11 protein-coding genes are annotated in these 14,152 nt (G+C 64.9%); 6 read left to right on the top strand and 5 right to left on the bottom strand.

What is annotated here, in order from left to right:
* The first annotated feature begins 316 nt into the window (after positions 1-316).
* Both glgX and AS156_RS22020 read left to right on the top strand, forming a co-directional pair.
* The gene (gene glgX, locus AS156_RS22025) at positions 317-2,431 is read left to right on the top strand and encodes a glycogen debranching protein GlgX (RefSeq protein WP_066508642.1); all 2,115 of its coding nucleotides are present in this window, start codon (positions 317-319) and stop codon (positions 2,429-2,431) included.
* A 149-nt stretch (positions 2,432-2,580) separates the two neighbouring features.
* A complete protein-coding gene (locus tag AS156_RS22020) occupies positions 2,581-4,437 on the top strand; it encodes a sigma-54-dependent Fis family transcriptional regulator (RefSeq protein WP_066508641.1) in 1,857 nt (618 codons plus the stop codon).
* Positions 4,438-4,447: 10 nt separating this feature from the next.
* Here the strand turns inward: AS156_RS22020 and AS156_RS22015 are convergent, their stop codons facing one another.
* Entirely contained in the window at positions 4,448-5,203 is a 756-nt protein-coding gene (locus AS156_RS22015) for an SDR family oxidoreductase (RefSeq protein ID WP_066508640.1), read from the bottom strand.
* A gap of 414 nt (positions 5,204-5,617) precedes the next feature.
* On the opposite strand from AS156_RS22015, the gene AS156_RS22010 reads away from it, so the two are divergent.
* Positions 5,618-6,094, top strand: a complete 477-nt coding sequence (locus AS156_RS22010) for a hypothetical protein (protein ID WP_066508639.1) — start codon at positions 5,618-5,620, stop codon at positions 6,092-6,094.
* A 276-nt stretch (positions 6,095-6,370) separates the two neighbouring features.
* On the opposite strand, the gene AS156_RS22005 is transcribed toward AS156_RS22010, so the two are convergent.
* From AS156_RS22005 to AS156_RS21995, 3 genes are all read right to left on the bottom strand, one after another.
* Positions 6,371-6,925: a flavin reductase family protein gene (locus AS156_RS22005; protein WP_066508637.1), complete on the bottom strand. Its 555-nt coding sequence runs from the start codon at positions 6,923-6,925 to the stop codon at positions 6,371-6,373.
* A gap of 80 nt (positions 6,926-7,005) precedes the next feature.
* Positions 7,006-8,106, bottom strand: coding sequence for an LLM class flavin-dependent oxidoreductase (locus AS156_RS22000; RefSeq protein ID WP_066508634.1), 1,101 nt, complete (start codon positions 8,104-8,106; stop codon positions 7,006-7,008).
* 426 nt (positions 8,107-8,532) lie between these two features.
* Positions 8,533-10,887, bottom strand: coding sequence for a mechanosensitive ion channel family protein (locus AS156_RS21995; RefSeq protein ID WP_066508633.1), 2,355 nt, complete (start codon positions 10,885-10,887; stop codon positions 8,533-8,535).
* A 336-nt stretch (positions 10,888-11,223) separates the two neighbouring features.
* Here AS156_RS21995 and AS156_RS21990 point away from each other — a divergent pair, with 336 nt between their 5' ends.
* The 3 genes from AS156_RS21990 (at position 11,224) to AS156_RS21980 (ending at position 13,616) form a co-directional block, all read left to right on the top strand.
* A complete protein-coding gene (locus AS156_RS21990) occupies positions 11,224-12,954 on the top strand; it encodes an ATP-dependent Clp protease adaptor ClpS (protein ID WP_066508684.1) in 1,731 nt (576 codons plus the stop codon).
* A 69-nt stretch (positions 12,955-13,023) separates the two neighbouring features.
* Positions 13,024-13,338 (top strand): type II toxin-antitoxin system RelE/ParE family toxin, encoded by a 315-nt coding sequence (locus AS156_RS21985; RefSeq protein ID WP_245313003.1) that lies wholly within the window; start codon positions 13,024-13,026, stop codon positions 13,336-13,338.
* Positions 13,335-13,616 (top strand): helix-turn-helix domain-containing protein, encoded by a 282-nt coding sequence (locus AS156_RS21980; RefSeq protein WP_066508632.1) that lies wholly within the window; start codon positions 13,335-13,337, stop codon positions 13,614-13,616. The genes AS156_RS21985 and AS156_RS21980 overlap by 4 nt, the downstream gene beginning before the upstream one ends.
* Positions 13,617-13,663: 47 nt before the next feature.
* Here the strand turns inward: AS156_RS21980 and AS156_RS21975 are convergent.
* A partial coding sequence (locus tag AS156_RS21975) for a glycosyltransferase family 9 protein (RefSeq protein WP_136626372.1) occupies positions 13,664-14,152 on the bottom strand: 489 nt, incomplete at its 5' end.

Here is a 14,152-nt window from a genome sequence, read left to right as displayed (position 1 = left end):
GATGGCCGGGACAAGCCCGGCCATGACGATTGTGGCAGCGTCTGCGCTAAGCTTCCCGGCGTCACATGCGATTGCCCTGCCACAAGGGGGAGAGAGCCTGAAAAGTATGCTCACCTCACCGTCATTTCGGACCTCGCGCGAAATAGCACGCGCCCGAAGCGACGCAGCGAGAGATAACACAACTTAGCGAACACCGCCTCGGAACGTCACACAAGCCACCGGCCAGCGCACATAGAATAGACCATGCAACGTTTCCCGCGCAGCGGCGTTTGTTGCAGGTTGCTTTGATTGCCTTGACCAGACCTTGGGGGACGCGATGTCCGATTTCGTCGTTGAGGAAGGCTTGCCCTATCCGCTGGGCGCCCATTGGAGCGGTCACGGCACCAATTTCGCGGTGTTTTCCGCCAACGCCACCAAGGTCGAGGTCTGCCTGTTCGACGGCGAACGCGAAACCCATCGCTTCGAGCTTCCGGAATACACCGACCAGGTGTTTCACGGCTTCATCAACGGGGTGCAGCCGGGAACGTTCTACGGCTACCGCGTCTACGGCCCCTACCAGCCCGAGGGCGGCCACCGCTTCAATCCGAACAAGCTGCTGCTCGACCCCTACGCATGCGCCCACGCCGGCGATCTGACCTGGAATCCGGCGGTGTTCGGCTACAAGATGGAGACCGGCGACGACCTGACCTTCGACGAGCGCGACAGCGCCCCCTTCATGCCGAAATGCGTGGTGGTCAATCCTAATTTCGACTGGGTCGAGGAGGCGCAGCGGCAGGACGTCCACTGGGACGAGACCGTGGTTTACGAGACCCACGTCAAGGGTTTCACCAAGCAGCACCCCGGCATCCCCGAGCATCTGCGCGGCACCTACGCCGGCTTCGGATCGAGCCAGGCGATCGACTACCTGACCGCGCTCGGCATTACCTCGGTCGAGCTGCTGCCGGTGCATTCCTTCATCAACGACAGCAACCTGCTGGACAAACACCTCACCAATTACTGGGGCTACAACACGATCGGCTTCTTCGCGCCCGACCCGCGCTATGCCGCCGACGTGCCGAACAGCCTGCGCGAGTTCAAGGAGATGGTGTCGCGATTGCACGGCGCCGGCCTCGAGGTGATCCTCGACGTCGTCTACAACCACACCGCCGAAGGCAATGAGCGCGGCCCGACGCTGTCGTTCAAGGGCATCGACAATGCGAGCTACTACCGGCTCTTGCCCGACAAGCGGCGCTACTACATCAACGACACCGGCACCGGCAACACCGTCAATCTGTCCCATCCGCGGGTGATCCAGATGGTGATGGACAGCCTGCGCTACTGGGCCGGTCACATGCATATCGACGGCTTCCGCTTCGACCTCGGCACCATCCTGGCACGCGAGGTCTACGGCTTCGACGAGCAGTCGGGCTTCCTGAAGGCGATGAACCAGGACCCGCTGCTCGCGACCGTCAAGCTGATCGCCGAGCCCTGGGACTGCGGCCCCGGCGGCTACCAGGTCGGCGGCTTCCCGCCTGGCTGGGCGGAATGGAACGACAAGTACCGCAACACGGTGCGCGATTTCTGGCGCGCGGAGGCGACACCGGGCGCGCTCGCGCCGCGGCTGCTCGGTTCGCACGACGTGTTCGACCGCGAGGGACGACGCACCTGGGCCAGCATCAACTTCATCACCGCCCATGACGGCTTCACGCTGAACGACTGGGCGAGCTACAACAACAAGCACAACGAAGCCAACGGCGAGCACAACAATGACGGCTCGTCCGACAACCATTCCTGGAATTGCGGCGCCGAGGGCCCGACCGACAAGCCTGATATCATCAGCTTACGCGAACGGCAGAAGCGCAACATGCTGGCAACCTTGCTGGCCTCGCAGGGCACGCCGATGCTGCTCGGCGGCGACGAGTTCGGCCGCACCCAGCGCGGCAACAACAACGCCTATTGCCAGGACAACGACATTTCGTGGTTCGACTGGAATTTTTCGGACAATGCCGAGAAGCAGCTCGCCTTCACCAAGCGCATGATCAAGCTGCGGCGCGACTATCCGATCCTGCGCCGCAGCCGCTTCCTCTCTGGCGACCGCGACGCGCAGCTCGACCTGCGCGACGTGGTCTGGATCAACGCCTCGGGCGCCGAGATGACGCAGCCCGACTGGACCACCGGCTGGGTCAAATGCTTCGGCGTGGTGCTGGACGGTCGCGCGCGCAAGACCGCGATTGCGCGCCAGGGTGAAGACGACACCGTGCTGATGGTGCTGAACAGCTTTGAAGGCGAAGTCGATTTCAAGCTGCCGCAGACCTCGGCCGGCCCGCACTGGTCGCTGCTGCTCGACACCAATGCATCAGAGGAAGCGCCCGGCGCCAGGTTTGAGTTCGGCAGCACGTACAAGGTGACTGGCCGTTCGTTCCTGCTGCTTGCAGCGGGTGAGGTAAAGTAGGGCGGCCACACATCATTACTCCCGTCATTCCGGGGCGTGCGAAGCATCAGCCGGGAATGACGGGCCGGGCCTCCCAGCCCCTGCCGGCCGATTGACATTCGCCGTCGGGCTGCCAGACTTCGACAAAAATACAGGGTGGAGACCTTTGGATGGCCAATCTCGCGGCCTCTAATCATGTCGCCCGTGTTTTGTCGGCGGCCAATCAGATGGCCGGCGTCGACACCGAGGCGCGGATTGCCACGTCCTGGCGGCGCTGCCTGGTCAGCCACAAGCTCGACCCCGCACGGCGCGGCCCGCCGCAGACGCTGACGGAAGCCGAGGTCCGCCACATCGCCGAGCCGATGGAGGACCTGATCCAGGTTGCGATTCCGGAACTGGAAGATTTGGCGCGCGTGCTGCGCGACTCCGGCTATTGCGTCAATCTCGCCGATCCCAATGCCACCATGCTGGTGAGCCGCCTGCCCGAGGGCGACTACGCGCGGATGTTCCTGGAATGGAAGATCTATACCGGCTCGAACTTCGCCGAGACCTTCGAAGGCACCAACGGGCTCGGCACCGCGCTTGCCGAGCAACGGCCGATCATCGTGCATGGCGACGAGCATTTCCGCGAGCAGTGGCACATGTTCACTTGCGCGGTGTCGCCGTTGTTCGATCATGCCGGGCGGCTCGCCGGCGCCGTCAACATCACCTCGTGCCGCAGCGATCTCGGCCGCGGCGCTCATGAGCTGGCCCTGGCCGTCACCACGGACGCAACGCGGCGGATCGAGCGCTCGTTCTTCCGCCGGCGCTACCGCGCCGCATGGATCGCGACCCTGCCCGGCGACGGGCACGGCATGCTCGCCTATGACGACGACCGCCGCGTGGTCGGCGCCTGCCGCACCGCGCGGAGCGTGTTCGGATTGACCGACGCAATGATCGCCGATGGCATCGATCTGACGCATCTGATCCAGCTCGACGACCGCGCGACCCAAGCGCCGGGAGAGAGCATTGCACTGCGCCGCGCTGACGGCACGCCGTGGGGCCGCGGCCGCGTGGCGCCGCCGGTGCGCACGCGATCGCCGCGTCCCCTACCGCGCGACCCATCGATGGGACAGTTCAGCGGGCTGCACAAGCTCGCGGGCCGCGATCCCGTACTGATGAAGGGCGTGAAGCGGCTGATGACGGTCGGCAATCTCGATCTGCCGATCCTGCTCCACGGCGAGACCGGCGCCGGCAAGGACGTGTTCGCGCGCGCCATCCACGCGGCGAGCAATCGCGCCCGCAACAATTACGTCGCGCTGAACTGCGCGGCGATGCCGGAGAGCCTGATCGACGCCGAACTGTTCGGCTACGAGGCCGGCGCTTTCACCGGCGCGAGGCGCGAGGGATCGAAGGGGCTGATCGTGCAGGCGAGCGGCGGCACGCTGTTCCTCGACGAGATCGGCGACATGCCGCTGGCGCTGCAGACGCGGCTGCTGCGCGTGCTGGAGAATCGTGAGGTCTGGCCGCTCGGCGCGCTCAAGCCGGTACCGGTCGATATCCGCCTGATCAGCGCCACGCACCGCGACCTCGCGCGGATGGCGGAGGACGGCAGCTTCCGCTCCGATCTGTACTACCGGCTGCGCGGCATGGAGATCCGCCTGCCCGCCTTGCGCGAGCGCGCCGACAAGGCCGATGTCATTGCGCAGATCGCAACCGAGGAGGCGCCGGCCTGCCGCATCTCGGAGGCGGCCTGGGCGCGGCTGATGTCGTACCCCTTCCCCGGCAACATGCGCCAGCTCCGCCACGTGCTGCGGCTCGCCGGCTGCATGGCGGAGGATGGCGAGATCAACGAGGCCGACCTCGACCTGCCGCCGCTGGGCGGTCGCAGCGTCGAGCAGGATCAGGCGGCGAGTGAGCGCGCGACGATCGTCGAAGCGCTGCGCGCCCACGGCGGCCGGGTGACGGACGCCGCAAAGGCACTCAAGCTCAGCCGCGCCACGCTGTATCGGAAGATCAAGGCGTTGAAGATCGGGCTGGAGGGCTGAGGTCGCTTGCTCAGACTCCGGCCCGCGAGCGACGCAGCCATTCGTTCAGATCGATGCGGCCGAGGCGAGCCTCGCCCAGCGGCACGAGCGAGAGCTCCTCGACCCGGCCGCCCCAATAGAGAGCCTCGGGGTCTCTCACGACCTCGCGCGGATCGCCGATTGCTTTCAGGTAGCGGGCGATGATTTCGTTGAATGGCGCGCGTTCCGGGCCGGCGATGTCAACGATGCCGTTGCGCGGTGGCTCAAGCGCTACATCGGCAACGAAGGCAGAAACATCCTCCGCCGCGATCGGCTGGAACAGGCCCGGCGAGAGCCTGACCGTTTTTCCGTCTCCACCCGCATCGGCGATGGCCCCGATGAATTCCATGAACTGCGTCGCGCGGACGATGGTGTAGGGGATACCGGACGCTTCGATCAGTTTCTCCTGCGCCACCTTGGCGCGGAAGTAGCCATTGTCGGGCGTCCGGTCGGTCCCGACGATCGAGAGCGCGACATGATGCCTGACGCCGGCGGCCGACTCCGCCGCAAGCAGGTTGCGGCCGGAGGTCTCGAAGAACGCCATCACCGCCTTGTCTTCAAATGACGGCGAATTGGCCAGGTCGATCACGACAGCCGCACCGTCCACGGCTTCCTTGAGCCCCTCGCCGGTGATGGCGTTGATGCCGTTTCTGGGAGAAGCAGCGACGACCTCGTGGCCGCGCTGACGCAGAATGGCAACGGTCTTCGAACCGATCAGTCCGGTGCCGCCGATGACAACGATCTTCATTGATGATCCTCCTTGTCGGTGACGAGGTGTCGTAAGACGCGCTCGCCGCTTCAGCATTTGCCGGCGAGCCGTCCACGGCAGCGCGGAGAAGGACGGGTGAGCTCGCGCGGTCTCCTCGATCGCTCGCACGCAATCACACTATAGCATGCTACGGGGGGCTCTGATGTCACGGAACCGGTCATCGGGCGCGTATTGCGCGCCGCGTTGGCTCATCCGGAGCTACGCTTGCTGAAGCTTTTACCGTCGCGTAGACTAACGGGCGCGTCCCGGCCAGTATGCTGGGGTACTGAAAGCTTCAGCCGCTGCCGGGACATCACCGCGGGCTCCCTTTCGTGCTGCAACGCAAATGCTGGGCATGACGTATAGCCCGCTGTGCACTCCTTGAGTTGATTTCAGCAAACGCAGGAGGAGTCTATGCGGAATTTTATCACCATTTTCGTTTCCAGCGTGGCAATTGTCGCTGCGGCCTCAACCGCCGTCGCGGGTGAGAAGGTGCTCGAGTTCAAGCTCGTCACCAAGCCGATGGACGTCAAGGTCATCGAGGCAGCAAACGTCGAGGGGCAGTCGGTCGTTGCCGGCAAGTTCTTTGGGGTCGCCGTCTTCAATGACGGCCGTATCGGGGTGAAGGAGTTCGTCCATTCGGGAGACATGCTCAAGGGCTCGGGCTCCTATTACGGCTACAGCACCTACACGTTCGAGGAAGGCTCGATCACGGCGCGTTACACCGGTGCGGTCAAAGACGGAAAATCGCATGGCGAATATACGATCCTTTCGGGCACGGGTGCCTATGCGAACGCGACGGGCACGGGAACGATCGACAGCGCGCCGAATCCGTTCAAGGGGGTCAATCTCCTGAACATCAAACTCGACGTGAAAACACCGGGGTCATAGCAGCGCAGCACCGGCGGGCCCTCAACAAAGGACAGTGACGCCTCACGCGGGCATTGGCCCGGTGGCGGCCGCGTTGCCGCGCCGGGCCAACGCCATCAACAGCGGCGTGAGGTGGAGCAAGCCTGTCGGCCAGCCGCGGGCGCGTGGCGGACGCGGCCAAGTCGTTGAGGCTAAGCCGCGCGACGACGCACCGGAAGATCAAGAATCAAGACGTCGAGGATCGAAGGGAGAAATTGTCACGGCGCGATCCAATCGATCGCCGATTCCATCAAGCGATCAGGAAAACTCGTTCCAGCTCACGCGCCGGGCGTCGAGATCGCCGAGCGTCACGGGATCGCGGATGTCGCGCACGCTGTGGAAGCCGCTGCGCAGATAGACCAGGGGATCGACCGTGGTCGCGGCGCGCACGTGCTGGACTTCGCCGATAAAGACCGAATGCGTCTTGGTCTCGAGCTCCTGCGTCAGCACGCAATCGAACGCGGCGACCGCATCTTCCAGCACCGGTGCACCGGTCGCTCCGACCGTCCAGCGTCCAAACGCAAAACGGTCGTCGCCGTTGACGCCCTTCTGGCCCGAAAAGGTCAGCGCCAGCAGCGCGTGCTCCTCGTTCAGGAAGTTGATGACGAAGTGGCGCTCCTCGCGGATGCGGGTGTGCGCGCTGGCGTTACGGTTAACGCAGACCAGGACCGACGGCGGATGGTCGGAGAGCGAGCAGGCCGAGGTCACCGTCAGGCCGGTGCGCCTGCCGGGCTCGGAGCCCACCGTCACCAGCGCAACGGCACCGGCGCAATGGCGCATGGCCTGCTTGAAACTCTGTGCATCGACGGTCATGCCGCAAACCCCAGTCCTTAAAACTCCCTTCAAGATATGCGACAGAGGGTGCGAGGCAAGCCCCGCACCCTGCGCACCAGTCATGCAGCCTTCTCGAACTCGGCGCCGAGGTGCTTGAGCCGCGGCATTACCTCGTTCTTGAGCAGGTTTAGCGAGTGCCGCCAGGCTTCCGGCTTGTGCTTGTAGTCGAAGCCGAACACCAAGAGCACGCCGAACCCGCCGACCTCACGATAGATCTTCTCGATCTTCTCGGTGACGGTTGCGGGCGAGCCGACGATCCAATTCCGGCGCGCGCAATATTCGACGGTGACGTCGCTGTCCGGCACGTCGGGCGCATGCTTCAGATAGTCCTTGAAGCCGAAGTGTCCGAGCAGCGGGAGGAAGTATTCGCCCATCATCCGGCCCATCATGTCGCCGACCGAGAGCTTCCAGGCCTCCTCGTCGGTGTCGGCGACGAACACTTCGCGCACCATCCGCCAGTCCCGGCGGCTCGGCTTGCGACCGGTCTTGGCAGCACCTGCCTCCACCGACTCCCAATGGCTGCCGACATAGGCCGGGTTGAGATTGAGGCTCATCGGGATGAAGCCGCGCTCGCCGGCGAGCTTCAACGTGTCTGAATTCTTCGACAGACCTGCGACCCCAATCGGCGGATGCGGGGCCTGCACCGGCTTGATGTGAGGCTTCAGGAAATCGAACATCGTGTCGGGCTTCGTCACCGTCCAGTACTTGCCCTTGTGCGTCCACGGTGCCGGATCGGTCCACATCTTCAGGATGATCTCGAGCGCCTCACGCGTCATGTCGCGGTTCTGGCCCGACATGCCATCAACATTGAACATCGCCCAGTCGCTCGGCAAGCCCGATGCGGCAACGCCGAAATTGAGCCGCCCGTTCGAGAGATGATCGAGCACCGCGACGCGATTGGCGAGCTCAGCGGGGTGATGATACGGCAGCAGGAAGCCACCGGGCCCGATGCGGATGTTCTTGGTCTGCAACAGCGCCTGCGCGATCAGAAGATCGGGCGATGGATGCGGCTCCCAGGGTGCGGTGTGGTGCTCGCCGATCCAGGCTTCCTGATAGCCGAGTTCATCGAGCCAGCGCAGGGTCTGCAGGTCCCAATCGTGGCCCTCCTTCAATCCGCACTCCGGCGGATGCGAGGGCATGGTGAAATATCCGAGCTCCATGGCGTGTTTCCTTCTCGCTAGAAATTCACTGGTGCAATGCGTCTTGCCGCGCATTCGCGAGAGGAAAGAGCAAGCGCTGTGCCAGCGTGGAAATCGCCGATAATGAGAGGGAAGGCCGGGTTTTCGGCCGGGTGCAGCCGAAGTGCGGGCTCGCGACCGCAAACACCGTCTCACCGTCGCGAGACGGTGTCGCAACGGTGAGACGCGGCGATGACGTTCAGCTTGTTTGCTCCCTCTCCCCGTTCTTACGGGGTCGAGACGAGCGAAGCTCGCTCTTAGAGGGTTGGGGTGGGGGGCTGTCTCCGCACAGACGGTGATCGCTGTGCTTGCGGAGACTCCCCCTCACCCGGAAAGCCATCTGGCGATGCGTTCCGACGTCTCCCCGCAAGGGGGCGAGGTGAAGCGAAGCCTCACAGGCTCATCGCATTACCCCGCCGCGCGGCGCGGCAGCGCGTTGCCGTCGGGCTCGGACGGCGCCGGGATCTGCATCAGGATGGTCTGGCCGGCGGAGGCGATCTCGATCCCCTCCTCCTGGAAGCGACGCTTCATGCGGCGATTGAACTCGCGTTGCACCGACCAGCGGCCGCTGTCGGTGCAACGGATCTGGCCGACGATCGTGACGACGGACCCATCGACCTTGTCGACGCCCCACAATTCGAGATCGCCGCGGATCAGCGCACGGAACGCAGTCTCGCGGCGCATCTCGGCCACGACGTCCTTCAGGATCTCGCCGGCACGATCGGTGTCTTCCTTGAACGCGACGTTGACGCTGACCGCGGCATTGCCGGCGCCGCGGCTGGCATTGGTGATGGTCGTCACGGCGCTGAACGGCACGACATGCACCGAGCCGTCGCCGGCGCGCAACCGCATGGTGCGGATCGAGACGTTCTCGACCACGCCCGAAAGCCCTGACACGGTAACGCTATCGCCGACCTGCACGGTGTTCTCGATCAGCAGGAACAGCCCGGTGATGAGATCCTGCACCAGCTTCTGCGAGCCGAAGCCGATCGCGATGCCGACGATGCCGGCGCCAGCCAGCAGCGGCGCGACATTGACGCCGATCTCGCTCAGCGCGGTAAGCCCGACCACGGCGACGATCACGCAGAACAGCGCGGTGCGCAGCATCGGCTGGAAGGTGCGCAGCCGCGCGGCGCGGGCGAAATGTCCCTCGCGCGACATCGTGTTGATCTGGCGGTCCATGAACGCGTTGGCCGCTTCCCAGATCACGGCCGCCGCGAGTGCCGCGATGCCGATCGTCACCACCGCAGAGATCAGCTGGCTGCCGATCTGGCCGCCATAGAACCAGACGATGGCATCGACGCCCCACACCTCGAGCAGCGCGATGAAGCCGATGAAGGCGATCACTGACGAGACGATCTTGCGCAGCAGCGGCAGATAGCGGTTGGCGCGCACCTCCAGCCCCGGGAAGCGCTGCAGCAGCTCCGGGCTGATGCGGAAGCCGCGATCGATCAGGCTCAGCACCACCATGGTGATGAGGCGCGTGACCAGCAGCACCGCGATGGTGCCGACGAAATATTGCAGCAGCAGCGAATAGCCGTTGCGGATGTTGAGCGCCCACACTGCCCACAGCGCGAGGTCGAGCGCGATCGCCAGCACATGCCAGAGGCCGGCGACGCGGTTGCGGATCCGCGCCGCGAGGCCGACGCGATCGGCCGGGGGGCGGATCGCATCCGCCACCTGCCGGCGGCACTGCAGGATGATGACGACGACGAAGAGATGCACGATCAGCATCACGAGCCGCAGCAGCGCGGCATAGCCGGCCCGATGCAGGCCGAGCAGCAGCGCAACATTGGCAAAGCAGATGCCTGATACGCCGACCGCAACGATACGCCGCGCCCAGATCTCGATATAGGCCGCAGTCTCGGCGCGGATCCGGAACAGGCCGAACGGCCCGGCCAGCGCCCGCACGGCGCCGATCAGCGCGCGCGAGAAAGCATAGGCGTTGACCACAGCCAGGATCACCAGCCGCGTGGTCGACTGGTCGCCGATCTCGGTGCCGAGCAGCGCGGTGGCGACACCAACGAAGACGACCACCGGCAGCAGCTCGAGAACGAGGCGGCCGAGCACGAAGGGCAGCCGGATGATGGATTGCCAGGCCCGCGCCAAGCTAAGCCGGCGGCGCTGCAGTTCGGGTTCCGGCGCGACGTCGGCGACCGACGACGGCGGATCGGCGACCGTAAGCGCCTGCAGCGGCATGCGCGCCGTCTGCGGCAGCCGCGATTCCAGGAACGTCACGGGCCGCTTGATCAGGCGGAACACCACCCATTCGACGGCCAGCGCGCAGGCGAGCACCAGCGCAAGCTTCCAGGCGATGTCGATCAGCAGACCATAGGCTGTCGGATCATTGGCGGTGCGCACGAACCAGTAATAAAACGCCGGGAAATGCGTCAGCGTGCGCGCAACATCGGCTACCTCGCGCGACATGTCGGTCACCTGCTCCGACACCATCAGCAGGAGCTGCGCGCCGAGGCTGTCGGCGGTGAGCGGGATCGGGGAGTGATGTTCCGGTGCGGGAGCCGGTGCAGGCTGCGCCGTCTGCGGCGCGGCATTGGCGATCGCGCGCAGCGTATTGATGATCTCGCCGCGCTTCTTGTCGTCCTGCAGCGTTTCGAGCGCGCGCCTGGCCTGCTCAGGCGTCAGGGCATCGCCGGTATTGGCTTGCTGTGGCGGCGGCGCCGGCTTGGCACTGGGCTGCGCAACGGCAGGAGAGACGAACAGGGTGAGGACGATAAGAATCGCAAAACGAAGTTTGTGCGACACGAGAGCCTCTTAAAATAATTGCGCGACGGCGAATCCCTAGGGTGGAATCAGCCCTCGCGCTCGCGTCATGCCGGATAGTCCTTTTCGCCCCGATGATGTGTCGGAAGTTTGCCTTCGCGGCGGCGTTCTCTTGGCATTTGCCGCAGCACAAAATCGTCACAAGCGTTGAGCGGTTATTAAGGACGCAAGCGCCTTCGACGCGCGCTGACTGTTCCTCTTTCCCTACTCGCGCCGCGACCCTAAGCCGCGGCGGAAATCGCCGGGCTTGACGTTCGCGTCGCTTCATGATGTTCTTTGTTTGTTCTTTGCGATCTCCAGTTGCGTTTCGAGGATTTCATGCACGACGTTTTTGCCGACGACGGCCCGGTTCAGCTGTTCATTCACGACGACGGGGAGACACCGCGGGATTTCGTCCAGGATCTGCTTTGCACGGTGTTCGGCAAATCCCGGCAGGAAGCGATCGCCTCCACCGCCTTGATCGAGGTCAAGGGCGCAATTCCATGCGGCCCCTATCCCTCACCCGTCGCGCGCGCGTTGTACAACAGCGCGAAGCTGTTGATCCGCTCCAAGGGCCAGCCCTTGCTGATCACAACCGAATCCGCCGACGCCAGCCGCCCCTGCGATCTCTGCGAAGCACCGAGAGCGGTTACGGAGATTATCCTGTCCGGTACGACGGCCTCCCTGTGCAGCGACTGCCTGCTCGCCGCACGCCGTAGCTCGGAGGAATTGCCGAGCAGCGAGTTCAGATATGCCTTCGCCGCGCTCGAATGGCATTTCGCCGGAATCCCGCGCAACCACATCCTGACGCGGTCGCGGCAATTTCCGGGTCACATGCGCGCCGACGTTCAGATCGCGATCGACAGGCTGTTCACCGCACCGATCCATTTCTTCGGCGTTCACGAGGAGTACCGCTACGAGACTCTCGATTTCGCGGAGCTGATGCACGACGACCGCAGAGCGCCGGCGATCGCTCCGCCGCAATATCACGACGTCGACATCGGCGAGGACGAGCCGGTGAAGTGTCTCGTCAATGGGTTGTGGCTGTGCCGCACCGGGGACTTGCGCTACGCGATGCTGCTCAGCTTCCATCGCGACTATAACCATGAGCCGACCTTGCGCATCGAGCTCGCGGTGCCCGTCGGCGCCGCCGGCAATGCCCTCGTGCAACGCACGCTCGCCGAGCTGGAAGTTGCGGTGCATTCGGCGCGGTCCTATCGCGGCAAGATCCTCTCGCTGGACGGCGGTGCTGACTATCGCGGCCGCGCGCGCGGCGTGACCGTGCATCGCCTGCCGACCGTCGATCGCAACGAGGTGATCCTGCCGGAGCGGACGCTGCGGTTGCTCGACCGCAACGTGCTCGACTTCGTCGGGAGCCGTGATCGGCTGCGCGAGCTCGGGCAGTCGACCCGCAAGGGCATTTTGCTTTACGGCCCGCCCGGCACCGGCAAGACGCACACCATTCGCTATCTCGCCACCAACCTGCCCGATCATACGACGCTGATCATCACCGCCGAGCAGGTTGGCCTGCTCGGCGCGTATATGAGCCTGGCGCGCCTGCTGCAGCCGACCATGGTCGTAATCGAGGACGTCGACCTGATCGCGCGCAGCCGCGAGGAGATGGGACCCTGCGAGGAATCGCTGCTCAACAAGCTGCTCAACGAGATGGATGGGCTGAAGCAAGATTCCGACATCTTGTTCGTGCTCACCACCAACCGGCCGGAAGAACTCGAAAGCGCGCTCGCCGGCCGTCCCGGCCGCGTCGACCAGGCGATCGAGGTGCCGCTGCCCGACGAGACCGGGCGCGGCAAGCTGGTGCAGCTCTATGGCAAGGGCCTGCCGCTCGAACAGCCCGTGATCGACGAAGCGGTGCGGCGCACCGATGGCGTCAGTGCCGCCTTCATCAAGGAACTGATGCGCCGCCTCGCCCAGGCGAGCATCGTCCGCGACGGCGGCAACGACGTCACCGCGGCCGATATCGGGAGCGCCCTGAACGACATGCTGTTCGACGGCGGCCAGCTCAACGCAAAGCTGCTCGGCGGCGCGCAGGGAATGAGTGCCGGGCGATAGAGCGGCGCGTCCCGGCACATTGCCGCTTCCCATCATCTCAAAAATGAGATATCTACACGATGTCTTGGCGTGTCGAAAATCCTGAACGAGGTCGTTGCGGGAGAGATTGCGGCATTGCCGGTCGACATGCAGGCACGTTTCATCCGCCTCTCCGAGCGCATTATCACTGCTGGGCTCGAAAGTTCGGCTGAACCGCACGTCAAGCATCTGGTCGGCAAGTTGTGGGAGTTGCGACTGACCGGGCGCGACGGAATCGCAAGAGCACTCTATGTGACAGCGTCCGGCCACCGCGTCGTGGTCGTCCGCGCGTTTGTGAAGAAGTCTCAGAAGACGCCATCGGGCGAGATCGAGTTGGCGTTGCGGCGAGCAAAGGCAATCACGTGACCGTTCCGTTCGAAAAGCTCAAGGCCCGCCTGCTGGCCAATCCCAAGGTCAAGGCGGAATATGATGCACTCGCGCCTGAGTTCGAGATCGCCGCCGAATTGCTTCGGGCGCGCCAGCGAGCGGGACTGTCGCAATCCGAGCTCGCGTCCCGGATGGGGACCAGCCAGTCGACGATTGCCCGCCTCGAAAGCGGACATACACTTCCCAGCACCAAGACGCTGTTGCGGTTTGCCAAGGCAACCGGCAGCAAATTCCGGATACGGCTCTCGCCAGCATAGTCTGCACCGCCGCCAGACGCCCCGACGACAAACCCACCGCCAGCGTCTTACGCCCGCGCTACCGGCGGCAGAAGCAGCTCGCGCTCACCGGCTGCGACACGCGCGAGCTCGGCGGAGACTCGCGCCAGCACGCGCTCCCAGGCTTGCGGCTTGTGCTGACGGAACAGCCGCATGGTCGGATACCAGGGCGTATCCTCGCGGTCGCGCAGCCAGCGCCAGTCGAGCGCGTAGGGGCACAGCAGCCACACCGGACGGCCGAGGGCGCCGGCCAGATGCGCCACCGACGTATCGACGGCGATGACAAGGTCGAGCGCGACAATGGCCGCCGCGGTATCGGCGAAATCGCCCAGCGCCGGTGCAAGGTCGACGACATTGCCGGCAAGACGCCGCAGCACCGGACCATCCTCAGGCCGCGGCTCCTTCTGCAGGCTGTAGAGCTGCGCGCCCGGCACGATCAGCCGCGGCAGCACGGCCTCCGCCGCCAGCGAGCGCTGGCGGTCGCCCTTGTGCCTGGAGTTGCCGGCCCAGACCACGCC

It is taken from the genome of Bradyrhizobium macuxiense (assembly GCF_001542415.1).
GTDB lineage: Bacteria > Pseudomonadota > Alphaproteobacteria > Rhizobiales > Xanthobacteraceae > Bradyrhizobium > Bradyrhizobium macuxiense.
The sequence above is the reverse complement of the archived record's forward strand: the minus strand, read 5'-3'. Positions and strand labels throughout refer to the sequence as shown.

Bases quoted from the DNA above. Each gene is read 5' to 3' on its own strand.
- glgX (WP_066508642.1), top strand. From the start codon at position 317: ATGTCCGATTTCGTCGTTGAGGAAGGCTTGCCCTATCCGCTGGGCGCC.
- AS156_RS22020 (WP_066508641.1), top strand. From the start codon at position 2,581: ATGGCCAATCTCGCGGCCTCTAATCATGTCGCCCGTGTTTTGTCGGCG.
- AS156_RS22015 (WP_066508640.1), bottom strand. From the start codon at position 5,203: ATGAAGATCGTTGTCATCGGCGGCACCGGACTGATCGGTTCGAAGACC.
- AS156_RS22010 (WP_066508639.1), top strand. From the start codon at position 5,618: ATGCGGAATTTTATCACCATTTTCGTTTCCAGCGTGGCAATTGTCGCT.
- AS156_RS22005 (WP_066508637.1), bottom strand. From the start codon at position 6,925: ATGACCGTCGATGCACAGAGTTTCAAGCAGGCCATGCGCCATTGCGCC.
- AS156_RS22000 (WP_066508634.1), bottom strand. From the start codon at position 8,106: ATGGAGCTCGGATATTTCACCATGCCCTCGCATCCGCCGGAGTGCGGA.
- AS156_RS21990 (WP_066508684.1), top strand. From the start codon at position 11,224: ATGCACGACGTTTTTGCCGACGACGGCCCGGTTCAGCTGTTCATTCAC.